Source organism: Streptomyces sp. TRM68416 (genome assembly GCF_014596915.1).
Classification (GTDB): Bacteria; Actinomycetota; Actinomycetes; order Streptomycetales; family Streptomycetaceae; genus Streptomyces.
The window spans coordinates 223,847-246,268 of record NZ_JACVWU010000003.1 but is presented as its reverse complement, the minus strand read 5'-3'; the positions used below and the strand labels follow the sequence as shown (position 1 = coordinate 246,268).

Genomic DNA, 22,422 nt, shown 5'->3' with positions numbered 1-22,422 from the left:
TTGCGCACGGTTGCGTCGGGGGGACGGGCGGCACATGCGGATCATCTTCGTTCACGGGACCGGCGTACGCCGTCCCCGCTTCGACGAGCTCTTCCAGCGGGTGGGCGCGGGGCTGCTCAAGCGGTTCCCGGACGCGGACGTCGAACCCTGCTACTGGGGCGATGAGTTCGGCGCCACGCTCGGCGCCGGCGGTGCCTCCGTCCCCGGAATGGTGCCGCGGCAGGCGCCCCCCGGCACGGTGGCGGACACCGCCGAGGACCCCGAGACGGTCGAGTGGCTGCTGCTCCTGACCGACCCGTACTGCGAACTCAGGGTCTTCGCCGAGCTCGCCGTCGAGGCCGACACCGGATTCGCCGTTCCGGGCGTGCGGTCCCCGGGCGAGGCGGTGGCCGACCGGCTGCGGGCACTCCCCCGCGAGCCGGACCCGTCCGACGAACTGGCCGCCCTCCTGCGGGAGACCGACCTGGCCGAGGGCTATCGGCGCGCCCTGGACGCGGTCGCGGACTCCGAGGAGTTCCGTGCCGCATGCGCGGCCGCCGAGGACGACGCGACGGCCTCCGACCTCGTCGCCACCACCGGCCGGGCCGTCGTGGCCGTGCTGCTCGCCGAGGCCCGGGACACCGCGCTGTGCACCGGCGACGAACGGGACCGCCTCGTCGACCTGCTGACCGGACGGCTCGGCGGCACCGCCCGCGGTCTGGTGACACGCGGCGCCGGGGTGCTCCTCAAACTCGGGCTACGGCTGACCCGGCAGCCCGTACTCGACCGCTGGCGGGGCGAGTTCACCTCCGACAAGGCCTCGGAGGTCGGCGACATCCTGCGCTACCAGGCACGCGGCGAGGCCCTGCGCACCCGCCTGCAGCAAATGATCGACCGCAGCCCGGAACCGCCGGTCGTCATCGGCCACAGCCTCGGCGGCATCGCCCTGGTCGACACCCTCGCCCTGGCCGCAACCCGCCAACAGCCCCTACCGGTACACCTGTTGGTAACCGTGGGCTCGCAGGCCCCCTTCCTCCACGAACTCGGCGCCCTGGCCGGTCTCCACCCCGGCGCCGCCCTCCCGTCCGGCTTCCCCGACTGGCTGAACATCTACGACCGCAAGGACCTGCTCTCCTACCTCGCCGAGCCCGTCTTCCCCGGCGACCCCAGGGTCACCGACCACGAGGTACGCAGCCGCCAGCCGTTCCCCCTGTCCCACAGCGCCTACTGGAAACTCGACGCGGTCTTCGACCGAATCGGCGAGGCGCTGCGATGACGGACCTGCCCGGACCGGCCCGGCGCTCTGGAAACGGGCCGGCGCGTCCTTTCGTCCCGTGGTGCGGGCATCTGCGGATCAAGTGCTCGTTCACACCACGGGGGCACCGATGCGAGACGACTCAAGTGTGCACGGAGGCGATCAGAGCGCCACGGCGCCTGCGACGATCCGGCTGATGGTGCCGAGCGGGCCGGACAAGAGCGAGGGACCGAGCGAGAGCACGAAGGGGGTGGCCGTGACGCCGGGCGCGAACACGGCGACGCCCAGGGCGAGTTGACGGCCGATTCCGCGCGGCACGCCGGGCACCCGCAGCCGGGCCCCCTTCCCGGGCTCCTCGGGACGCCGGACCGGTATGCGCAGCACGGCCAGCACCGCGGTGGCCGGCAGCACGGCCTCGACCACGAAGACGGTGACGGTCGGCGCGGGCAGCGTTTCGGAGAGCACGCCGGCGAGCAGCGGGCCGAGTCCGGCCCCGAAGACCATCGCGCAGGAGGCGAGCAGGGCAGCGATCCGCTCGCACTCGGGACCGGCCACGTCGGTCACCGCGGCCATCCCGGCGTCGGCCAGGGCTCGGAGTGCCTTCGGCCGGCGGAGACGACGGCACCGACCGCGATACCGGTGAACAGGCGCGCCACGATCAGCGCGGCCACTGTCGTGGCACCCGGCAGCCCGTACTCGACCGCCGGCGGGGCAAGGTCATCTCCGACAAGGCCTCGGAGGTCGGCTCGGACGCAAGCCCGTACTGCTGCCGGCGCCGGCCCTGGCCGCCTGCTTGATCTTCGCGACTGCCATGCGACGTTACGGACTGTTACGTCGGCAGAACCAGCTGCTCGCCGTGCGGCGGGAACGGAACGGCAGCACGTTCGGCGCAGCCGCTGCCGCGCCAACGTCACGGCGCCACCGCCGTCAAGACGGCCGACCGCCCGCCCACCGCCGCTTTGCTCGATACTCCAGGATGCCCGCCCCTCGCATCAGCCCTCGTCCGGCGTCAGCCGCAGCGAGATGCTGTTGATGCAGTACCGCTGGTCGGTCGGGGTCGGATACCCCTCGCCCTCGAAGACGTGCCCCAGATGCGACCCGCACCGAGCGCACCGCACCTCGGTCCGCACCATTCCGTGGGAGCGGTCCTCCAGGAGCTCGACGGCGTCGGAGTCCTTGGGGTCGAAGAAGGAGGGCCAGCCGCAGTGGGAGGCGAACTTGGTGTCGGAGGTGAAGAGTTCGGCGCCGCAGGCGCGGCAGGAGTAGACGCCCTTGGTCTTGGTGTCGGTGTACTCACCGGTGAAGGCGGGCTCCGTGCCGGCCTGCCTGAGCACCGCGTACTCGGCGGGCGTCAGTTCCGCGCGCCACTGCTCGTCCGGCTTCTCGACGTCGTACGACATGAGCCTCAGCCCCTCACTTCGACAGGCGGTCCAGGATCTGCGGGCCGAGGTCCGTGACGTCGCCCGCGCCCATGGTGATAACGAGATCGCCCGGCTTGGCCATTCCCGCGACCAGCGCCGGTACCTCGGCCTTGTCGTGCACCGGCGTCACGTCCGCGCCGGCCGCGCGGGCCGCGTCGAGGATCAGTTCGCTGGTGACGCCGGGGATCGGGTCCTCGCGGGCCGGGTAGATGTCCAGGACCAGGGAGGCGTCCGCCAGGGACAGCGACTGGCCCATCTCCTTGCCCAGCTCCTGGGTCCGGGAGAACAGGTGCGGCTGGAAGACGACGAGGATGCGGGCGTCACCGGCCGCCGCGCGCATCGCCTCCAGGTCGGCGGTCATCTCGGTCGGGTGGTGCGCGTAGGAGTCGATGACCTGGACGCCCGCGGCCTCGCCCTTGAGCTGGAGGCGGCGCTTGACGCCGGTGTAGGCCGCGAGGGCCGGGGCCAGGTCGGCGGCCGGGATGCCGAGCGCCGCGCCCGCCACCAGGGCGGCGACCGCGTTGTGCGCGTAGTGGCGGCCGGGGACGGACACGGTGAAGGTGAGCTCCGCGCCGTCCAGGAGGACGGTGACCTCGCTCTTCAGGCCCTGCGGGACGACGGAGAGGACCCGCACGTCGGCGTCGTGCGCCTCGCCGTACGTCACCACCCGGACGTCCTTCAGGCGCGAGGTCAGTTCCCGCGCGCCCTCGTGGTCGGCGGAGATCACCAGCGTGCCGCCGGGCACGATCCGGCCCGCGAACGTCTCGAAGGACTCGTAGATCTCGTCCATCGACGCGTAGTTGGCGTGGTGGTCCAGCTCCACGTTGAGCACGATCGCGACCTCGGGCGCGTACTTGTGGAAGCTGCGGTCCGATTCGTCCGCCTCGGCCACGAAGATCTCGCCGTCGCCGTGCAGCGCGTTGGAGCCGGGGGCGTCCAGGTCGCCGCCGATCGCGTACGACGGCTTCAGGCCCAGCTCGGACAGGGAGACGGCGAGCATCGAGGTGGTGGTGGTCTTGCCGTGGGTGCCGGCGACCGCGATCGGGCGCAGCCCGTCCATCAGGGCGGCCAGGGCGTCGGAGCGGTGCACGACCGGGATGCCGAGCTCGGCCGCGCGGGCCAGCTCGGGGTTGTCGGACCGGATCGCCGACGACACGACCACACAGCTCGCGTCGTCGGCGAGGTGCTCCGCCGCGTGCCCGATGTGCACCGTGGCGCCCAGGGCGCGCAGGGCCTCGGCGGTCGCGGACTCCTTGGCGTCGCTGCCGGCCACGGCGGCCCCGCGCTGCGCGAGGATCTTCGCGATCCCCGACATCCCGGCCCCGCCGATGCCGATGAAGTGCGGTCGGTCCATGGCGGTGGGAAGGCCGGGTGCCATGCGTGTCTCCCTGTGCGTGCTGGTGCGGCGGACGTTCGGCACACCACCCTATGCCGACCTCATGCCCTTCACTGACACTCCTCGTGGGCTACACCTTGCTGTGCGAGAACAGCTTCAGCACCGGCACGCCCACCTTGTGCCGGGCCCGTGAGGCCCAGTCCCGGTGGAAGAACTCCTCGACGTAGTGCGGGTCGGTCAGCACGATCACCTCGTCCGCGCCGGTCGACTCCACCAGCGTCTTGAGGGCGTCCAGGGGGTGGTCCTCGATGAGCTGCCCCTCGGCCTCGTTGCCGGAGGCGCGCAGTGCCTGGAGGGAGACCTCCAGCGCCTGCTCGCCGAAGGGCTTCGCCGCCTCCCCCTCCGGCGTCAGCCGCTCCCGTGCGGCCTCGTCCAACTCGCCGAGCGCGACGTCGTCGATGGCGCGCAGCAGGCGGTCCGCCTGGTCGCCGCGCGGCTGGAGCAGCACGTGGAAGGAGACCGGCTCGTCGCCGTGCAAGGTGGTGACGAACTCCACGTCTGCGGACGTCAGGGCCTTCTCGATCATCAATACGCTTCTGAACACCAGGCGCCCCTTCTGCTTCGAGGGCCCGTGGGCCCTCCGTCCTGCGTGGGCCGTGCCAGGCCCTGCGGAAACCATCCTGCCCCGTGATCGCACGGGGACTGCGAGATTTAGTGTGCCCGGCGGAAGCTAAACGGAACGGTTGATTCCGCCGTTTTCGGGACGGCGGTATCGATGGGGTTGTTTTCGGGCCGGACCGCAACCTCCCCGGGTCCGGCCCCTCCCACGTCAGCTCCGCCGATACCGACCGAACAGGAAACCCTCCTCCTCCAGCAGGGACACCAGTGCGAAACTCCGCGGCGCCGCCACCGGCGGCCCGTCGGCGATGCGCTGGGCGTCCCCGGCGGTGAGCATCGGGGACAGGGTCAGACAGAGCTCGTCGAGCACTCCGGCGGCGACGAACTGTCCGAGCAGCCGTGGACCGCCCTCGGTCAGCAGCCGACGGTGCCCCAGGTCGGCCAGGGCCCGCACGGCCCGGTCCGGCTCGACGCCGACGCCGTCACCGGCGAACACGACCCGCGCGCCCGCCTTCTCGGCGGCGGCCACGCGCTCCGGGGCCGCCGCCGCACCGGTCAGGATCACGGTCGGCACCAGGGGCGAGGTGAACAGCGGCAGCGAGAAGTCCAGCTCCAGGCTCGCGCTGACCACCGCGATCGCCGGCGCGGGCGGCTGGCCCGCCGCCTCCCGGGCCGCCGCGAACTCCGCACGCGCGCGTGCGGGGCGGTAGCCCTCCTGGCGTACCGTTTCCGCACCCACGACGACCACATCGGCCAGCGCCCGCAGCGTGCCGAAGATCCGCATGTCGGTGGCGTTGGAGATGGGCTGCGATCTGCCGTCGTACTGGGCGGCCCCGTCGAGCGTGGACACCATGTTGGCGCGCAGCCAGGGCACGTCGGGGTCGGGGTAGGCGTAGGCCTCGGCGAGCTCGGCGAGGCTCCACTCGCGGGCGGCTGTCTGATCGGTCACAGGGAACAGGCGCTGCATGCGGGCAGTGTTCCACGGTCGGGCGCGTACGTATCCGATGAAATGACGGTCATCCGGTCGGCACGAGAGGTGCGGGGACCCGTACGACCGGCCGACCGTCGCCCCCTGCCGGTCACCCGCACCCCCTACCATGGACAACCGTGTCCTCCTCCACCACCGCCGGCGAAACTCCCATAGCCGCCCCCTTCGCCCTCTCGGCCCGGGAACCGCACGTCCCCGCGGAGCATCTCGTCGCCGAGATGGTGCCGCCGCCGCGCTTCGACTCGGTCCGCTTCGACACCTACATCCCGGACCCGAACCAGCCGAGCCAGACCGAGGCGGTCCACGTCCTGGAGCAGTTCGCGGCCGGCCTCGGCGGAGCGCACGCCGCCACGAGCGGCAGGCGCGGCTTCCTCGGCCTCGGCAGGTCCAAGGCGCCGAAGGCCCCGGCGGGCCCCCGGGGCGTCTACCTGGACGGCGGCTACGGCGTCGGCAAGACCCATCTGCTCGCCTCCCTCTGGCACGCCACCCCGGCCGAGCCGTCCCTCAAGGCGTTCGGCACGTTCGTCGAGCTGACGAACCTGGTCGGCGCCCTCGGCTTCCAGCAGACGGTCAAGACCCTCTCCGGCCACCGCCTGCTGTGCATCGACGAGTTCGAACTGGACGACCCGGGCGACACCGTCCTCGTCTCCACCCTGCTCGGCAAGCTCGTCGACGCCGGTGTCGCGCTCGCCGCCACCTCCAACACCCTCCCCGGCAAGCTCGGCGAGGGCCGTTTCGCGGCGGCCGACTTCCTGCGGGAGATCCAGGGCCTGTCGGCGCACTTCCGCCCGCTGCGCATCGACGGCGAGGACTACCGCCACCGCGGCCTGCCCGAGGCACCGGCGCCGTTCACCGACGAGCAGGTGACGAGGGCGGCGTACGCCACCGAGGGCGCCTCGCTCGACGACTTCCCGCACCTGCTGGAGCACCTGGCCCGGGTCCACCCCAGCCGGTACGGGGCGCTGACCGACGGGATCCGGGCGGTGTGCCTGACCGATGTGCAGCCGGTTCCGGACCAGTCGACCGCGCTGCGCCTGGTGGTGCTCGCTGACCGGCTCTACGACCGTGAGGTGCCGGTGCTGGCCTCGGGCCTGCCCTTCGACCGGCTGTTCAGCGAGGAGATGCTGAAGGGCGGTTACCGCAAGAAGTACTTCCGCGCGATCTCCCGGCTCACCGCGCTGGCCCGGGACGCGAAGGGCCTCGTAGCAGCCTCCTAGGCGATCAGCACTCCTGACGCAAGGGCCTGTTTCGGCCAGCGACCCATGCGTTTCAGGCTGTCCTCGGGTCGAAACGCTCGGTTAACCCTGCAAAGGACCGTGCAGGGTTACCGTGTTTCTTGACCAGTGGTTGACCAAACGTTGGCACGCGCATGAAGTGTTGACGGCCCGGAGGGAGGCGCATGTCCCGAGGTACGACGGCCCGCACCGTGCTCTCGGTTCTCGCCGCCGTCCTGTTCGCCCTCCCGTTCCTCGCCCCCACCGCGTCCTTCGCACAAGCGCACACGGCCAGTGACGCACTCGCCAAGGCCCAGCCCGGAATCAAGCCGTCCCAGAAGGCGCCGGCCGAGGGGATCCTCTCGTTCGGCCACTGCGACCCCGTGGGCGGTCCGACCGACCCCCTGCGTCCCCGGGCCCGGCTCGCCCACACCGTCGACTCCGGACCGCAGACCCCCGAGCGCCCGCTCACGGCCCGGGGCCCCGCCGCCGAGCACGAACCCGTGGCGCCCGCCGCGGACCACCGCACGTCGAGACCCCCGACGGCCCACACCCCGGCCGTACTCCAGGTCTTCCGCTGCTGAGAACAGAGCGGTCATCAGAACCCCGCTTCCGCACTCCTGTTCCCCCTCTGTCATGCCCGTCCGACGCGCCGCCGTGGCGCGCCAGGAGGAGACATCACATGCAGCCCCTCATCGACAACGCCCGTACCTTCGGACAGCGCCCTGATGAGTTCGCCAAACTCGCCGAAGGCCAGTCCCCGCAGGTCCTGTTCATCACCTGCTCCGACTCCCGGGTCGTGCCGGCCCTGATCACGGGCGCCCGCCCCGGCGAGCTCTTCGAACTGCGCACCGCGGGCAACATCGTCCCGCCCTACGCCTCCGAGCACCCCACCAGCGAGGCGGCCACCATCGAGTACGCCGTGGAGGTGCTCGGCGTCCGCGACATCGTGGTCTGCGGCCACTCCCACTGCGGTGCCGTCGGCGCGCTGGTGCGCGGCGAGGACCTGGACGCCGTACCCGCCGTACGCGACTGGCTGACGCATGCCACCCCGCGCCCCACGGGAGCGGCCGAGGACCCGGCCGTCGCCGAGGGCGTGCAGAGCCATGTCCTGACGCAGCTGCTGCGGCTGCGCTCCTATCCGTTCATCGAGAAGAAGCTGAAGGAAGACCAGCTGACCCTGCACGCCTGGTACTACGAGGTGCACACGGGCGCCGTGCACGAACACCGCGCGGCAACGGACACGTTCGAGGCCCTGTAGCGGCGATCCGGCGGCCGGCCCCGAGCCCGTCCGGGGCCGACCGCCGGATCGCCCCACGGCAGGTGAACACGCTCTACGCGCGTGGTTCACGCGGCCGTCACCAGATGGTAGACACAGCGGCGACACAGTCCTGTCCGCCAGCAGGAGGTTGCCCATGTCCGAGAACGGCCGCACGACCCGCCGTCAGATGCTCGTCCGCACCGGTGCCCTGGGCGCCGGAATCGCCTTCGCCGGAAACCTCACCGAACTCTTCGCGGGCACCGCCGCCGCACAGAACCTGGGCCACACCGGCTACGGCCCCCTCGTACCGGACCCGAAGGGCCTGCTCGACCTGCCGGAAGGATTCCGCTACCGGGTGCTGTCCCGCGAGGGCGACCCCCTGCGCTCCGGGGAGGGCCCGGTCCCCTCCAACCACGACGGGATGACGGCCCTCCCCGGCAGACACGGCCGCGTCCACCTGGTCCGCAACCACGAGAACCGCGTCACCGCGAAGCTCCCCGTCCCGACCGTCGAGGGCCTCACCTACGACCCCGCGGGCAAGGGCGGCTGCACCACGCTCACCCTGGGCCCGAGCGGCAGCGTACTGTCCGAGCGCGTCTCGATCGCCGGTACGGCCGTCAACTGCGCGGGCGGGCCCACCCCTTGGAACACCTGGCTGACCTGCGAGGAGACCGAGGACAAGGCGGGCACCAACGGCTACACCAAGGACCACGGCTTCATCTTCGAGGTCGACCCGGCCGACCCGCACCGCAGCGGCGCCGTCCCGCTCACCGCGATGGGCCGCTTCCAGCACGAGGCGATCGCCGTGGACCCGAGGAACGGCATCGTCTACGAGACCGAGGACGCCTTCCAGAAGCCCTTCGGCCTCTTCTACCGCTTCCTGCCCCACAAGCCGCTGGGCGGCGGCGGTTCCCTGCGCGCGGGCGGCCGGCTCCAGGCGATGCGGGTGCCCGGCGTCCCCGACCTGTCCTCGATCCAGGAGACCGGCGCGTCCTTCAAGGGCGTCGAGTGGGTGGACGTCCCCGACCCGCTCGCGGTCCGGACCCCCATCCGCCTCCAGGACTTCGGCCCCAAGGGCATCACCCACGCCCAGAAGCTGGAGGGCTGCTACTGGGGCGGCCGTTCGGTGTACTTCGTGTCGTCGTTCGCGCGCAGCTCCGAGGGCTCGGCGGGCGACCACTACGGGCAGATCTGGCGCTACGACCCCGCCGCGCGCCGGCTGACGCTCGTGATCGTCTTCGGCCCGGACACCGACGTACAGCTGCCCGGCGAGTCCCCGGACAACATCTGCCTGGCCCCCAGCGGCGGCCTCATGGTCTGCGAGGACGGCGACGGCATCCAGCACGTCTACGGCGTCACCCGCCGCGGCGAGGTCTACGCGATGGCCCGCAACGCCCAGAACCTGGGCACCCCCGAAGCACCGGAGTACGGCGAGTTCGCGGGCGTCGCCTTCTCGCCGGACTGCCGGACGATGTACGTGAACTGCTACACCCCGGGGACGACCTTCGCCGTGACGGGCCCCTGGCGCAGGTAGCGACCGGCCGCTTCGGGGTACTCGGCCCCCATGACCGAGAACCCGCAGATCAGCGGCTCGTACTGGCTCCAGACGGCACCCGGCGCCGACCGCCCCGCGCTCACGGAGGACCTCTCCGTCGACGTGGCCGTGGTCGGCGCCGGGATCGCCGGACTGAGCACCGCCCGGGAGCTGGCACGGGCCGGCCGGAGCGTGGCCGTGCTGGAGGCCGGCCGGATCGCGGCCGGCGTCACCGGCCACACCACGGCCAAGCTCACGGCGCTGCACACCCTGATCTACGACAGGCTGCGGCGGACCCGGGGCGCCGAGGGGGCGCGCCTGTACGCCCATTCCCAGTCCGAGGCCGTCGAGCATGTCGCGGCGGTCGCGGAGGAGCTGGGCGTGGACTGCGAGTGGGAGCGCCGCAGCGCCTACACCTACGCCTGCGACGCGGGCCGCGTGGAGGAGCTGCGGGCCGAGGCGCGGGCCGCGCGGGAGGCGGGGCTGCCGGCGTCGTTCGTGACGGAGACCGGGCTGCCGTTCCCGGTGGCGGGCGCCGTACGGGTCACCGGGCAGGCGCAGTTCCATCCGCGCAAGTACCTGCTGGCCCTCGCCGACGACCTGGCCGCGCGGGGCGGGCTGCTGTACGAGAACACCGCCGTCCTCGGTCTCGACGAGGGCGAGCCGTGCCGGCTGGCGACCGAGCCCGGGGCCACGGTGACCGCCCGGGACGTGGTGGTCGCCACCCACTACCCGATCTTCGACCGGGCCCTGCTGTTCACCCGCCTCTCCCCCCGCCGTGAGCTGGTCATCGCCGGTCCGGTCGAAGCGGACCGCGACCCGGACGGCATGTACATCACGCCGGACGAGGGGACGCGCTCGGTGCGCACGGCGCCGTACGGCGAGGGCAGGCGGCTCCTGGTGGTCACCGGGGAGCACTTCACTCCCGGCACCGGCGACACGCGCTCCCGTTTCGACGACCTCTCCTCCTGGGCGCGGGCGCACTTCCCGGGCGTCTCCCTCACCCACGCCTGGGCCACCCAGGACAACGACTCCACCGACACCGTGCCCCTGGTCGGCCCGCTGCACCCTGGCGCCCGGCACACCTACGTGGCCACCGGCTTCGGCGGCTGGGGCCTGAGCGGCGGGGTGATGGCGGGCTCCCTGCTCACGGACCTGATCACCGGTCGGCCGTGCGCCTGGAGCGAGCTGTACGACCCGCGCCGACTGCGCTCCACCGTCCGCGAGGCCCCCTCCTTCCTCCGGCACCAGGCCAAGGTCGCCCGGCACTTCGTCGGCGACCGCCTGCGCCCCGCCCCGCCGCTGGAGTCGCTGCCGCCCGGCGAGGGCGCCGTGGTCCGGGTCGACGGCCACCACCTCGCCGTCTACCGCGACGAGGACGGCACGCCGCACGCCGTCTCCGCCCGCTGCACCCACCTCGGCTGCCTGGTCGCCTTCAACTCCGCCGAACGCGCCTGGGAATGCCCCTGCCACGGCTCCCGCTTCGCCCCCTCCGGCAAGGTCATCCAGGGCCCGGCGACCCGCCCACTGGAACAACGGGACCTCTGACCGGGTGACACGGCGCCCGAGCTCCCCACGCCAAAGCCCGATATAAGGGACGTATCGCCGTAGTTTCATACGGTGATCAATCGCGTACGTCGCCTCACCGCCGTCTGTGCCCTGGGCGCCGCCCTGACCGCCTGCGCCGCCGCGACCCCGGAAGCGACCGTGCCCCGCCCGGCGCCCTCCGCCGTCGAGTCCCGGCCTCCCACGCTCGCGCCCGGTCCCGCAGGTCTGACCCCCGTCTTCCGCAACGGCCCCCGGACGGCCGGGAAGACCGTGGCGCTGACCTTCGACGCCGACATGACCGCCGACCAGGGGCCGCGGGCCGCGGGCGGGGAACGGTTCGACAACCCGGAGCTGATCGCCGCGCTGCGGGCGCTGAAGGTGCCGGCCACGGTGTTCATGACCGGGCGGTGGGCCGAGGAGTACCCGGTGCAGGCCCGGTCGATCGGGCGGGACCCGCTCTTCGAGGTCGCCAACCACTCGTACAGCCACTACGCCTTCACCGACGACTGCTACGGCCTGCCGACCGTGTCCGGCGACCGGATGCGGGCGGACGTGGAACGGGCGTACGCGGCCTTCCGGAAGGCGGGCGTGCCCGACCCGATGCCGTACTTCCGCTTCCCCGGCGGCTGTTACGACCGACGGGCGCTGAAGGCGCTGACGCCGGCGGGCGTGACGGCGGTGCAGTGGGACGTGGTGAGCGGGGACGCCTTCGCGACGGACGCGGACGCCGTGGCCCGGCAGGTGCTGGACGGCGTGCGGCCCGGGTCGGTCGTCGTCCTGCACTGCACCCGCAGCGCCGCCCCGGCCACCGAGCGCGCCGTCCGCCGAATCGTGCCGGAGCTGCGCCGCCAGGGCTACCGGTTCGTGAAGGTGTCCGAGCTGATCGGTGCCGCGGGCGGCCGCTCTACGCTGGGCTCATGAGCGACGACGACTACTGCACGATCGGCGACGCCACGAAGCCGCCGGTCGCCGACGGTCCGCCGTATGCCGAGTGCGTGCTGTGCCGGGAGCCGACGGAGTACCCGGAGTCGTACAAGGGGATCACGCTGTGTCCGGTGTGTGAGTGGCGGGAGGCGGAGCGGACGGCCTGTTCAGGGTGATCTGCGGGAGCTGAGCGCACGCCATGGCCTGCGCCGGGGAGCGGTCACCACCGCGGCGCGCCTCCGGCCGTCGGATCGCTGATCAGGGTCACCACGAGGGTCTCGGCCAGGGAGACCAGCAGCGCGGCCGGGGCCGACGGCGCATGACACCCGGGGGCCGCGCAGGCCTCGGCGGCGGCCCCCGTCGTCCGGACGAAGATCGTGTTGCATGGGGCAATCCTGTCGTACCGCGGCTGCCCTTAAGGTTGACCGGCGTGAGCGACAGTCCTTTCCAGCACCAGGCCACGGCGCGCGACCAGGCGCCGCAGTTCGTCCTCCCCCTGGTCGTGCACATCGACCGTGCCGCTCCCCCGGCCCGCACCGACGCCCTGGAGACCGCTGCCCGCGCCGTGCTCGTCCTGCTCAGCGACGAGCGGTCCCTCGGGGACGGCGAGTGGGCGCAGGCCGTGCGGGACTGGCAGGACGCGCGGATCCGCAAGGTGGTGCGGCGGGCCCGCGGAGCGGAGTGGCGGCGGGCCGGGGCGCTTCCCGGGATCACGGTCACCGGCAAGTCCGCCGAGGTACGGGTCTACCCGCCCGTTCCGCTGGACGGCTGGCCGAAGGACCTGGCGAAGCTCCAGGTGTCCGGTACCGAACTGGACGATCCCGAGCCGCCGGGGGACGCGGACCCGGGCATGTGCGTGCTCTGGACGAACCCGGAGCTCGACATGTCGGCCGGCAAGCTGATGGCCCAGGCCGGCCACGGGGCCCAGCTCGCCTGGTGGGCGCTGTCGGAGGAGGAGCGGGCCGCCTGGCGCGACGCGGGCTTCCCGCTCGCCGTCCGCACCGCACCGCGCGAACGCTGGCCCGAACTGACCTCCGGCGACCTGCCGTTGGTCCGCGACGCCGGGTTCACCGAGATCGCCCCGGGGTCGTGCACGGTCGTGGCGGACCATCCGGCGCTGCGGTGACCGGGGCGACGGTGGCGGTCGAGGGCGACTCGCGGCTCTGCCCCCTGCCGTGCGAACGGCGGTCGTAGGCGGGCCGGGCGAAGCGGTACAACCCCTTCCCCGCTTCGGCGGTCCTCTCTCTGACGAGCAGGCGCCCCTACCGAAGGCCGAGTGAGCGATCATGAGTCCGGAACCGATCACCCCGCCGGAGGGACCGGCCCGGCGCGGGCCCCGCAGGGCCGTGTCCGCCGGTCTGGCCTTCCTTCTCGTCGTCCTCGCCGTCGCGCTCGGTGCGGGGGGCTGGGCGCTGTGGGCAGGGACGGGAGCCGACGACGGACCGGGGCTGCGCGACACCGTCGAGAAGGTTCCGGCGGATACGGCCGCCGAGAGCCTGTTCACGATCGACGCCCCGGAGTTGAGTACGAACTGGAGCGCCCGTTCGATCGGCTCCTGGGCGACGGAGAGCACCTACGTCAAGACGGGCCACGCCACCGTCGACGCCTACGCCGTCGAGGACGGGGAACGCCGGTGGCGGCTGTCCTTGCCCGGCGAGGCGTGTGCCGCCGCGCAGCACGTCACCTCGGAGGGTCTCACCGCCGTGGTCACGCATCCCGAGCGGCGGCACAAGCGCAGACCGGATCTGAGCTGCGATCAGCTCGTCGTCTTCGATGTCGACAACGGCCGGAAGGTCTGGCAGACCACGCTGGCGAGGGTCCGTGCCACCGAGATTCCCGGTTCGGTGTCGGTCGGTCACGGCGTCGTCGTCGCCTCCTGGTACGAGGGTGCGGCCGCGTACCGGGTCGACGACGGGGAGGCCCTGTGGACCCGGTCGTATCCGGACGCGTGCCCGTACTCGAGACCGCGGTTCACCGGCGGTACCGCCCTGGTCGGCATCGGCAGGTTCTGCACCGATGCCCGCCCCCGGGCCGAGCGTGAGGTGCGCAAGGTGGATCCGCGTACCGGCCGCGACGAGTGGATCTGGCGGATCCCGGACGAGTACATCACCGCCGGGGTGCTGTCGAACGACCCGGTCACGGTCGCCGTGAGCCGGCTCGACCCGGACGACGACCACGAGGAGACCTTGATGACGCATGTGGTCTCGCTGGACAGCGAGGGGAAACCGCGGGCGGTGATTCCCGTCGACGACAGGTTCGACATCCACTACTGGGACTCCCGGCAACACACGCACGCCGCCACCGACGACACCCTGTTCCTGCCGGTCCGGCAGACCGAGAAGACCATGTACGCCGACGAGATCGTGGCCATCGATCTCGACACCGGCAAGGTCAGGAAGCGTTTCCCCGCGCAGCCGGGCCGGCATCTGGCTCCTCTGCGGATGAACGGCGACCGCCTCCTCGCGCTCCAGGTCGACCACCGGGCCGAGAAGGTGGTCAAGGTCTTCTCCATCGACCCGGCCACCGGTGAGAAGACCCTGATGCTCCGGGCGGCGACCAAGGACGAGGACATCCAGAGCATGATGAGGATCGACTCGGCCTTCTACTCGGAAGCGCTGTTCCAGCACGGGCGTCTCTTCTTCAGCCGCAGTGCGACGGCGGGCCCCTACCGGGCCCCCAGACCCATCGGCAGCAGGACCCGGCCCCCCGTGGAAGCCGGCGACCGCTACACCGCCGTGGCCTTCGGCGTCCCCACCCGGTGACGGCACCGAGCCGCCCAACCTCAAATGTTCCTCTGAAGGTGACCTCGCCGGGGTTCGCGTCCGGGCGATAGGGCCATACCTCCGTCACGCAGGTGACGGAGGGGGACGACGATGACGCGACTGGGGACGGGGATCGGCTGGCGGCCGGAGATCGCTGACGCCGTGGAGCGGATGCCGGGGATCGACTGGGTCGAGGTCGTCGCCGAGAACGTGTGCCCCGGGCACCTTCCGGACTCCCTGGCCCGGCTGCGCGAGCGCGGGGTGACCGTCGTACCGCACGGTGTCTCCCTCGGTCTCGGCGGCGCCGACCGACCCGACGCGGTCCGGCTGGCCGCGCTCGCCGAGCGGGCCGAGGCGCTCGGCTCGCCGCTGGTCACCGAGCACATCGCGTTCGTGCGGGCGGGCGGGCCGCTGACCGCGACCCCGCATCTGGAGGCCGGCCACCTGCTGCCCGTGCCGCGCACCCGGGACGCCCTGGACGTGCTGTGCGAGAACGTCCGTATCGCGCAGGACGCCCTCCCGGTGCCGCTCGCCGTCGAGAACATCGCCGCGCTGATCTCCTGGCCGGGCGAGGAGCTGACCGAGGGACAGTTCCTGTACGAACTGGCCGACCGGACCGGCGTACGCCTGCTCATCGACGTCGCCAACCTGCACACCAACCACGTCAACCGCGGCGAGGACCCCGCGAAGGCACTCGCCGAACTCCCCTTGGAGGCCCTCGCCTACGTCCACGTCGCGGGCGGCTTCGAACGCGACGGCGTCTGGCACGACAGCCACGCCCACCCCGTCCCACGCCCGGTCCTCGACATCCTCACCGACCTCGCCTCCCGCGTCTCCCCGCCCGGCGTCCTGCTGGAACGCGACGAGAACTTCCCGGAACCGGCGGAGCTGGAACGGGAGCTGGCGGCCGTCGGCGCGGCCGTGCTCAAGGGCCGCGAGCAGGCGGGCACGGAGGTGCAGGCCGGGCCGGACCGTACGGTTCCGCAGGCCCCGTGTCCCGCCCCCGCCCGCCAGCGCCTCGCCCTCGCGCAGGCCGCCCTGCTGTCCGCCCTGGTCGCCGGAACGCCGGTGCCCGAGGGGTTCGACCGGGTCCGGCTCGGGGTGCAGGCGCGGGCGCTGGCCGGAAAGCGCGCCGATGTCGTGGCGAAGGTCGCCCCCGAACTGCCGCGCGTCCTCGCGACGCGGTACCGGCCTGCGTTCCTCGCCTACGCCCAGCGCCACCCCATGACGGGCGGCTACCGGCGCGACGCGCTGGACTTCGCCCGCCACCTGCTGGACGCGGAGGCGGAGTTGGATCCGCGGGTGCGGCGCGCGCTGCGGGAGTGGTGTGCGGAGCGCTCGGGTCCGGCCCCGCGTCCGCGCTCGCGACTGGCGCGGGTGCGGCGGTCGTTGAGCCGTCGGTGAGCGAAGCCGGTGGACGAAGTCGACGACCGAAAGCGAAGCCGGTGAGCGAAAGGGACCGGACCGGTCGGCCGATGCGGCGATCCCGCCGGGAACGGAACGTCACGTACCGGCAACGCCGGGTCCGGATTGTGAACAAGGCATGGCGTTCTCGGGTGCGTTTGGCATAGAAACGCGGCATGTTCTGGGTACTTCTCCTGCTGCTGGCCTGGGCCGCCGCCGGCACGGCGTGCACACGGTTGTGCCTGGCCGCCGTCCAGGCGGCGGCCGCCGACGCGCAGGCGGCCCGGCGGCACGATCTGACGCTGTACGAGGCGGCGTTCCTGTCCGGCGGCCCCAGACGGGTCGCCGACCTGACCCTCGTGTCCATGGCCCGCCAGCGCCGGCTGCTGCTCGCGCACACGGGCTGGGCGACGGTCGTGGACCCGCGCGGGCGGGACGAGATGGAACGCTCGGTGATCGGGGCCATCGGGCCCGCGGGCCAGTCCCGTATCGCGCCGGTGCGGTCCGCGGCGGCCGCGGCGGAGGCCGTGGCCGGTCTCGCCGACCGGCTCGTGCGCGCGGGTCTCGCCGTGCCCGACGGCGCCCGCTCCGGCATCGCGGCCGCGGTGCGCCGGGTGCAGCTCGCCGCGGTGGCCGTCCTGGTGCTGGGCGGGACCGCGCTGCTCCTGCCGGGCGCCGCCGACCTGCCGCGCCATCTGGTGGCCCTCTGGTTCGGGCTGCCCTTCGCGCTCACCCTGAGCTGCCTGGCCATCGCCCGGATCGAGGTCCACCCGTACTCGCGCTGGGCCTCCCCGGCCGGACAGCGGCTGCTGGACACGCTCGCCCGGCGGGCCGGCGACGCGGACGACCGTACGTACCTCACCACGGTCGCCGTACGCGGTGTCCACGCGATCGGCGAACCGGACCTGCGCGCGGCCTTCGAGGACCGCGAGCCGCTCTGGCGCGACTGACGCGCGCAGGGGGGCGCACAGGGGGCATTGGCGCCGACACCGGCCGGACGGTGCTTGCCTTCACCAACCGGTGAACGAAACATCCCTTTTGTTGCTGCCGTGCACCGAAGGGATACGTCATGAGAGCCCCCGCCCTCCACTCGGCCGCCGGGTCGTTGCTCCTGACCGCCCTGGCCGTCACCCCCGCCGGCAGCACGGAGGCCGTCCCGGGCGCGGCCGAGCTGCGCGGCACCGCGGTGGCGGCCGCCCGCGCGCAGGCCGCCGGCATCGACTTCGGCAGCTGCTCGGCGGAGCAGGACATGCCGGGCAGCCTCCAGTGCGGCACGGTGCGCGTCCCGCTCGACTACGCCGATCCGGGCGGCCGGCAGATCACGCTCACCGTCAGCCGGGTCCGGGCCACGCACAAGGACCCGCACAACAGCAAGCGCCGGGTGCCGCGGCAGGGCGCCCTGGTCTACAACCCGGGCGGCCCCGGCGCCTCCGGCATGTACTTCCCGCTGATCGGCCTGCTGCCCGAGTGGAAGCGCCTCGCGGCCGCCTACGACCTGGTCGGCTACGCCCCGCGCGGGGTGGGCCGCAGCGCGCCGCTGTCCTGCCAGGACCCCAAGCAGTTCTTCAAGGGCCCCGCACCGGCGCCGACGCACCCCTCGGAGTCGTACAAGCGCGAGCGCATCGCGCAGGCCAAGGCGTACGCGCGCGGGTGCGCCGAGCGGAACGGCGACGCACTGCGCCACTACAACTCCCTCAACAACGCCCGCGACCTGGACGTGCTGCGGGCCGCGCTGGGCGAGACGAAACTGACGTTCATGGGCGCCTCGTACGGCACGTACTACGGCGCGCTGTACGCGACCCTCTTCCCCTCGCGCGTGCGGCGAATGGTGTTCGACGCGGCGGTGAACCCGAAGCCCGACCAGATCTGGTACCGCAACAACCTCGACCAGTCGGCCGCGTTCGAGGGCCGCTGGGCGGACTTCCGCGAGTGGATCGCACGGCACGACCGGGTGTACGGGCTCGGCGACACCTCGGCGAAGGTGCTGCGCAGCTACGAGCGGGCGCGGGCCCAGCTCGCCGCGGAGCCCGCGGGCGGCAAGGTGGGCCCCCGCCAGTTGCAGGGGGCGTTCCTGCACGCCGGGTACTACGACGACTACTGGCCGGGGCGGGCGCAGGCGCTGTCGGCGTACCTGAAGGGCGATCCGAAGCCGCTGATCGGGATCGCGGCGCCGGTGACGGAGGCCGCCGCCGAGGCGGAGAACAGCAGGGCCGTCTACACGGCCGTCGAGTGCAACGACGCGCCCTGGCCGACGGACTGGAGGGTGTGGGACCGGGACAACACGCGGCTCGCGCGCGTGGCGCCGTTCGAGACGTGGGACAACGCCTGGCTGAACCTGCCCTGCGCGTACTGGCCGGCGCCGCGTCAGCGGCCGCTCGATGTGCGCACCGGGCCCGGTGAGCTGCCGCCGACGCTGATCCTCGCCGCCGAGCGGGACGCGGCCGCGCCGTACGAGGGGGCGCTGGAGCTGCACCGGCGGCTGTGGGACTCGGTGTTGGTGACCGAGCGGGACACCGGCACGCACGGGATCGCGGGCGGCGCCAACCCGTGCGTCAACGCGTACGTGGACGCGTATCTGCTGGAAGGGCGGCTTCCGGCACGGCGCGCCGCGTGCGCGGCGCGCCCGGAACCGAAGGCCGAACCTACGCCAGACCGGCGACCAGTTCGCTGACCGACTTCCTGCGGCCCGTGTAGAACGGGACCTCCTCGCGGACGTGCATGCGGGCCTCCGAGGCGCGCAGGTGGCGCATGAGGTCGACGATGCGGTACAGCTCGTCGGCCTCGAAGGCGAGGATCCACTCGTAGTCACCCAGCGAGAACGAGGCGACCGTGTTGGCGCGCACGTCCGGGTAGCCGCGGGCCATCTTGCCGTGGTCGGCGAGCATGCGGCGGCGGTCCTCGTCGGGCAGCAGGTACCAGTCGTAGGAGCGCACGAAGGGGTAGACGCTCACGTAGTCGCGGGGCGTCTCGTCGGCGAGGAACGCCGGGATGTGCGAGCGGTTGAACTCGGCGGGGCGGTGCAGCGCCATGTTCGACCACACCGGTTCCAGGGCGCGGCCCAGCCGGGTGCGGCGGAAGAGGTTGTACGCCTCCTGCAGCTGGTCGCTGGTCTCGGCGTGCCACCAGATCATGAGGTCGGCGTCGGCGCGCAGCCCGGACACGTCGTAGGTGCCGCGCACCGTCACGTCCTTGGCGGCGAGCTGGTCGAACAGCTCCTGGACCTCTTCGGCGTATCCCGCGCGGTCCTCGGGCAGTACGTCCTTCAGCCTGAAGACCGACCAGAGGGTGTAGCGGATGACCTCGTTGAGGTCCTTGGCCAGCTTGCCCTTGTTCGGGATCCTGCCGGACTCGGTGGTGGGGGCGTCGTCACTCATGGTCCTTATTCTCCTGCTCCTCCGTGCAGACTCTGCACCGGGTGGGCGGTGAGCTGCTGCACAGCGCGCGCGTCACCGTGGATCTGGTCGACGGCCGCGTACGCGCTCGCGATGCACGCCGGGATGCCGACGCCGTCGTAGGCGGCGCCGCACACGGCGAGGCCCGGGACGCGGGCGATGTGCTCGCGGATGCGGGCCACGCGCGCGTGGTGGCCGACGGGGTACTGGGGCAGGCCGCCGGTCCAGCGGGTGACGCGGGTCTCGACCGGGGTGGCGTCCAGGCCGGTCGCCGCCTTCAGGTCGTGCCGGGAGACCTCGACGAGGTCGACGTCGTCGCGGCGGAGGATCTCCGTCTCGCCGTACCGCCCGACCGAGGTGCGCAGCACGACCAGGCCGGGGTCGGCCTCGGCGATCCAGCCCCACTTCTGGGAGGCGAAGGTCGAGGCCTTGACGGTGCGGCCGTCGACCGGCGGGACGAGGAAGCCGCTGCCCTCGGGGAGCGCGGTCTCCGCGCGGCGGTAGGCGAGGGTGACCAGGGCCATCGACGCGTACTCGACGGCGTCCAGCTCGACGGCGGCCCCCGGGACCTCGGCCCGCAGGAGGGCGGCGGCGGCCGGGGCGGGCAGCGCCACGACAACCGCGTCCGCGTGCAGGACGCGGTCACCGGCGACGACCCGCCAGGCCGCGCGGGGCTGCGCCGCCGCGGTGTCCGGCGCACCAGGGCTCGTGGGGCCGCGCTCACCGCGGCCGAAGGCACGTGGGCCCGCTCCGCCGCCGACGGCACCGTCCTCGCCGCCGGTGCCGCCCCGGCCGAGGCCACCCGGCCCGTCGGCGTCACCGGGCGCCCGCACCCCGACCCTGCGCAGCTCCGTCACCCGCGCCCCGGTCACGATCTCGCCGCCCCGCGCGCGGACCGACTCGGCGACCGCGAGCGGGAGGGTGCCGATGCCGCCCTCGATACCCATGAAGACCGGGCCGGTCTGCTGGTGGGCGGCTGCCTTGGCCTGGATCTCGCGGACCGCCTCGGTCAGGGAGTCGTGCGTGCGGGCGGCCTGGAAGAGCTGGGGGACGGCCGAGCGCATCGAGATGCGGTAGGCGTCGCCCGCGTACACCCCGCCGAGCAGGGGCTCGACGAGCCGGTCGACGACCTCGCGGCCCAGCCGCTCCGCGACGTACGTGCCGACCGCGATGTCCTCGCCGACCTCCGTGCGGGGCAGCACCGCGTCCCGCTCGATGCGGGCGAGGCCCTCGTCCGACAGGACGCCGGCCAGGGCGGAGGCGGTGCCGGGCACCCCCATGACGTGGCCCTTGGGCATGGGGCGCAGGGCGCCGCGGGTCCAGATCGAGGCGGTGGCGGTGGCCGGCGGCTGCAGACGCCCGGCGAGGCCGGCCTCACGGGCCAGGGCGACGGCCTCGGGGCGGCGGGCCAGCATCGACTCGGCGCCGAGGTCCACGCGCACTCCGGCGATCTCGCCGGGCAGCAGCTTGCCGCCGAGCCGGTCGGAGGCCTCCAGCAGGGTCACCCGTCTGCCGCCGTCCAGCAGGCGGTGGGCCGCCGCCAGTCCGGCGATGCCGCCCCCGACGACCACGACATGTCCCTGATCCGCTGGTGTGTCCGCTCCGCGCATGATCCCACTCTCTCAAACCCCACTGACACTCCCGACAGGGCCGTTCGGCCCCCGCCGCGCGGGACCGTGTGCCCGGGCCGAGTCCCGACCGTGACCGCATCGGAACCGTTCCGGTCCAACGTCCGGGGCCCTCCCGGCGTCGAAGGAGCATCAGTCGTCACGACCCTCGGGGGGTACACCCGCATGCGAACACGACGTTCCGTACGACCCGTTCAGGCCCTCGCCGGCCTACTGCTGGCCGCGGCCCTCGCACTGACCGGCTGCACCGACGCCGGTGACGGCGGCGGTGACAGCGCGTCCGACGCCCGCGCCGGGGCGGCGCGGCAGGACAGCAAGGAGGGCGCCGTGTCCGACGAGTCCGGCGCCTCGCAGGCGGACGCGCCGCCCAGACTGGCCGCGAGCCACATCATCCGCACCGCGTCGCTGACCGTGCAGGTCAAGGACGTACCGAAGGCCCTGGAGGAGGCCCGCACCACCGCCGAGAACGCGGGCGGCTACGTCGGCCGGGAGTCCACCACCCGCGACGACGAGGGCAACGAGCGCACCCGCGTCGTGCTGCGCGTGCCCGTCGACTCCTACGCGGACGTCCTCGCCGACCTGGAGGGCGCGGGCAAGCTCCTCGACCGCACCGCCAAGGCGCAGGACGTCACCGAGCAGGTCGTCGACGTGGACAGCCGCATCAAGTCGCAGCGCGCCAGCGTGGCCCGGATCCGCGAGCTGATGGACCGGGCGACCAAGCTGAGCGACGTGGTGACGCTGGAGGGCGAGCTGAGCCGCCGTCAGGCCGACCTGGAGTCCCTGCTCGCCCAGCAGGCGTCCCTGAAGGACCGCACGAGCCTGGCCACCATCACCCTCGCCCTGTCCGAGACGCCGGTGAAGGAGGCCACCGGGGACGACGACCCCGGGGTCCTGGACGCGCTGGGCGGTGGCTGGGACGCGTTCGTGACGATGCTGCGCTGGATCGTGGTGGCGCTCGCCGCGGTGCTGCCGTTCGCGGCGGTGCTGGCCCTGCTGGTGTGGCTGTGGCTGCGCCTGGTACACCCCCGCCTGTCCCGCCGGCCGCAGACCGTGCCCGCGATGCCCGCCGGGCCCGCGCCGGGCCCGCTGCCGACCGCCCGGCAGGCGCCGCAGCCCGGGACCGCGCGGCCGGGCGAGGAGGACTGAGGCGGGCCCGAA

20 protein-coding genes and 1 pseudogene are annotated in these 22,422 nt (G+C 73.1%); 14 read left to right on the top strand and 7 right to left on the bottom strand.

Going from position 1 to position 22,422, the window contains the following annotated elements:
• Positions 1-34 precede the first annotated feature (34 nt).
• Positions 35-1,255 (top strand): alpha/beta fold hydrolase, encoded by a 1,221-nt coding sequence (locus ICC28_RS06510; RefSeq protein WP_188287443.1) that lies wholly within the window; start codon positions 35-37, stop codon positions 1,253-1,255.
• A gap of 147 nt (positions 1,256-1,402) precedes the next feature.
• On the opposite strand, the pseudogene ICC28_RS06505 reads toward ICC28_RS06510, so the two are convergent.
• The 5 genes and pseudogenes from ICC28_RS06505 to ICC28_RS06485 all read right to left on the bottom strand — a co-directional run.
• Positions 1,403-1,914, bottom strand: a pseudogene (locus ICC28_RS06505) (MFS transporter); the annotation flags it as partial.
• Positions 1,915-2,226: 312 nt separating this feature from the next.
• Entirely contained in the window at positions 2,227-2,634 is a 408-nt protein-coding gene (gene msrB / locus ICC28_RS06500; protein WP_188287442.1) for a peptide-methionine (R)-S-oxide reductase MsrB, read from the bottom strand.
• A 13-nt stretch (positions 2,635-2,647) separates the two neighbouring features.
• A complete protein-coding gene (gene murC / locus ICC28_RS06495) occupies positions 2,648-4,033 on the bottom strand; it encodes a UDP-N-acetylmuramate--L-alanine ligase (RefSeq protein WP_188287441.1) in 1,386 nt (461 codons plus the stop codon).
• 88 nt (positions 4,034-4,121) lie between these two features.
• A complete protein-coding gene (locus ICC28_RS06490; protein WP_188287440.1) occupies positions 4,122-4,595 on the bottom strand; it encodes an indole-3-glycerol phosphate synthase in 474 nt (157 codons plus the stop codon).
• A gap of 225 nt (positions 4,596-4,820) precedes the next feature.
• Positions 4,821-5,576 (bottom strand): pyrimidine reductase family protein, encoded by a 756-nt coding sequence (locus ICC28_RS06485; protein ID WP_188287439.1) that lies wholly within the window; start codon positions 5,574-5,576, stop codon positions 4,821-4,823.
• A gap of 140 nt (positions 5,577-5,716) precedes the next feature.
• On the opposite strand from ICC28_RS06485, the gene zapE reads away from it, so the two are divergent.
• The 12 genes from zapE (at position 5,717) to ICC28_RS06425 (ending at position 18,915) form a co-directional block, all read left to right on the top strand.
• The gene (gene zapE / locus ICC28_RS06480) at positions 5,717-6,814 is read left to right on the top strand and encodes a cell division protein ZapE (RefSeq protein ID WP_188287438.1); all 1,098 of its coding nucleotides are present in this window, start codon (positions 5,717-5,719) and stop codon (positions 6,812-6,814) included.
• Positions 6,815-6,996: 182 nt separating this feature from the next.
• Entirely contained in the window at positions 6,997-7,395 is a 399-nt protein-coding gene (locus ICC28_RS06475; RefSeq protein WP_188287437.1) for a hypothetical protein, read from the top strand.
• 98 nt (positions 7,396-7,493) lie between these two features.
• Complete coding sequence (locus ICC28_RS06470; protein ID WP_188287436.1) at positions 7,494-8,072, top strand: carbonic anhydrase; 579 nt, start codon at positions 7,494-7,496, stop codon at positions 8,070-8,072.
• 154 nt (positions 8,073-8,226) lie between these two features.
• Positions 8,227-9,606 (top strand): alkaline phosphatase PhoX, encoded by a 1,380-nt coding sequence (locus tag ICC28_RS06465; RefSeq protein ID WP_188287435.1) that lies wholly within the window; start codon positions 8,227-8,229, stop codon positions 9,604-9,606.
• 30 nt (positions 9,607-9,636) lie between these two features.
• Complete coding sequence (locus ICC28_RS06460) at positions 9,637-11,154, top strand: FAD-dependent oxidoreductase (protein WP_188287434.1); 1,518 nt, start codon at positions 9,637-9,639, stop codon at positions 11,152-11,154.
• Positions 11,155-11,226: 72 nt separating this feature from the next.
• On the top strand, positions 11,227-12,075 hold the full coding sequence (locus tag ICC28_RS06455) for a polysaccharide deacetylase family protein (protein WP_188287433.1): 849 nt from the start codon (positions 11,227-11,229) through the stop codon (positions 12,073-12,075).
• Complete coding sequence (locus ICC28_RS06450; protein WP_188287432.1) at positions 12,072-12,254, top strand: hypothetical protein; 183 nt, start codon at positions 12,072-12,074, stop codon at positions 12,252-12,254. Before ICC28_RS06455 ends, ICC28_RS06450 begins: the two co-directional genes overlap by 4 nt.
• 245 nt (positions 12,255-12,499) lie before the next feature.
• Positions 12,500-13,204 carry an aminoacyl-tRNA hydrolase gene (locus ICC28_RS06445; RefSeq protein WP_223188447.1) on the top strand — a complete coding sequence of 235 codons (705 nt, stop codon included), beginning with the start codon at positions 12,500-12,502 and terminating at the stop codon, positions 13,202-13,204.
• 160 nt (positions 13,205-13,364) lie between these two features.
• Positions 13,365-14,840 (top strand): PQQ-binding-like beta-propeller repeat protein, encoded by a 1,476-nt coding sequence (locus ICC28_RS06440; protein WP_188287430.1) that lies wholly within the window; start codon positions 13,365-13,367, stop codon positions 14,838-14,840.
• Between the two features lie 111 nt (positions 14,841-14,951).
• A complete protein-coding gene (locus tag ICC28_RS06435) occupies positions 14,952-16,244 on the top strand; it encodes a DUF692 domain-containing protein (RefSeq protein WP_188287429.1) in 1,293 nt (430 codons plus the stop codon).
• A 176-nt stretch (positions 16,245-16,420) separates the two neighbouring features.
• Positions 16,421-17,194: a TIGR04222 domain-containing membrane protein gene (locus ICC28_RS06430; protein WP_188287428.1), complete on the top strand. Its 774-nt coding sequence runs from the start codon at positions 16,421-16,423 to the stop codon at positions 17,192-17,194.
• A gap of 119 nt (positions 17,195-17,313) precedes the next feature.
• Complete coding sequence (locus tag ICC28_RS06425) at positions 17,314-18,915, top strand: alpha/beta hydrolase (protein WP_188287427.1); 1,602 nt, start codon at positions 17,314-17,316, stop codon at positions 18,913-18,915.
• On the opposite strand, the gene hemQ is transcribed toward ICC28_RS06425, so the two are convergent.
• Both hemQ and hemG read right to left on the bottom strand, forming a co-directional pair.
• Positions 18,887-19,618, bottom strand: coding sequence for a hydrogen peroxide-dependent heme synthase (hemQ, locus tag ICC28_RS06420; RefSeq protein ID WP_188287426.1), 732 nt, complete (start codon positions 19,616-19,618; stop codon positions 18,887-18,889). The genes ICC28_RS06425 and hemQ overlap by 29 nt on opposite strands.
• 5 nt (positions 19,619-19,623) lie before the next feature.
• On the bottom strand, positions 19,624-21,246 hold the full coding sequence (gene hemG, locus ICC28_RS06415) for a protoporphyrinogen oxidase (protein ID WP_188287425.1): 1,623 nt from the start codon (positions 21,244-21,246) through the stop codon (positions 19,624-19,626).
• 183 nt (positions 21,247-21,429) lie between these two features.
• On the opposite strand from hemG, the gene ICC28_RS06410 reads away from it, so the two are divergent.
• Positions 21,430-22,410 carry a DUF4349 domain-containing protein gene (locus tag ICC28_RS06410; RefSeq protein WP_188287424.1) on the top strand — a complete coding sequence of 327 codons (981 nt, stop codon included), beginning with the start codon at positions 21,430-21,432 and terminating at the stop codon, positions 22,408-22,410.
• Positions 22,411-22,422: the final 12 nt, after the last annotated feature.

What these genes read in the sequence shown, in the direction of transcription:
- ICC28_RS06410 (WP_188287424.1), top strand. Translation starts at nt 21,430, where the DNA reads ATGCGAACACGACGTTCCGTACGACCCGTTCAGGCCCTCGCCGGCCTA.
- ICC28_RS06465 (WP_188287435.1), top strand. Translation starts at nt 8,227, where the DNA reads ATGTCCGAGAACGGCCGCACGACCCGCCGTCAGATGCTCGTCCGCACC.
- ICC28_RS06485 (WP_188287439.1), bottom strand. Translation starts at nt 5,576, where the DNA reads ATGCAGCGCCTGTTCCCTGTGACCGATCAGACAGCCGCCCGCGAGTGG.
- hemG (WP_188287425.1), bottom strand. Translation starts at nt 21,246, where the DNA reads ATGCGCGGAGCGGACACACCAGCGGATCAGGGACATGTCGTGGTCGTC.
- ICC28_RS06470 (WP_188287436.1), top strand. Translation starts at nt 7,494, where the DNA reads ATGCAGCCCCTCATCGACAACGCCCGTACCTTCGGACAGCGCCCTGAT.
- murC (WP_188287441.1), bottom strand. Translation starts at nt 4,033, where the DNA reads ATGGCACCCGGCCTTCCCACCGCCATGGACCGACCGCACTTCATCGGC.
- ICC28_RS06510 (WP_188287443.1), top strand. Translation starts at nt 35, where the DNA reads ATGCGGATCATCTTCGTTCACGGGACCGGCGTACGCCGTCCCCGCTTC.
- ICC28_RS06450 (WP_188287432.1), top strand. Translation starts at nt 12,072, where the DNA reads ATGAGCGACGACGACTACTGCACGATCGGCGACGCCACGAAGCCGCCG.
- ICC28_RS06430 (WP_188287428.1), top strand. Translation starts at nt 16,421, where the DNA reads ATGTTCTGGGTACTTCTCCTGCTGCTGGCCTGGGCCGCCGCCGGCACG.
- msrB (WP_188287442.1), bottom strand. Translation starts at nt 2,634, where the DNA reads ATGTCGTACGACGTCGAGAAGCCGGACGAGCAGTGGCGCGCGGAACTG.
- ICC28_RS06475 (WP_188287437.1), top strand. Translation starts at nt 6,997, where the DNA reads ATGTCCCGAGGTACGACGGCCCGCACCGTGCTCTCGGTTCTCGCCGCC.
- ICC28_RS06435 (WP_188287429.1), top strand. Translation starts at nt 14,952, where the DNA reads ATGACGCGACTGGGGACGGGGATCGGCTGGCGGCCGGAGATCGCTGAC.
- ICC28_RS06460 (WP_188287434.1), top strand. Translation starts at nt 9,637, where the DNA reads ATGACCGAGAACCCGCAGATCAGCGGCTCGTACTGGCTCCAGACGGCA.
- ICC28_RS06440 (WP_188287430.1), top strand. Translation starts at nt 13,365, where the DNA reads ATGAGTCCGGAACCGATCACCCCGCCGGAGGGACCGGCCCGGCGCGGG.
- hemQ (WP_188287426.1), bottom strand. Translation starts at nt 19,618, where the DNA reads ATGAGTGACGACGCCCCCACCACCGAGTCCGGCAGGATCCCGAACAAG.
- ICC28_RS06425 (WP_188287427.1), top strand. Translation starts at nt 17,314, where the DNA reads ATGAGAGCCCCCGCCCTCCACTCGGCCGCCGGGTCGTTGCTCCTGACC.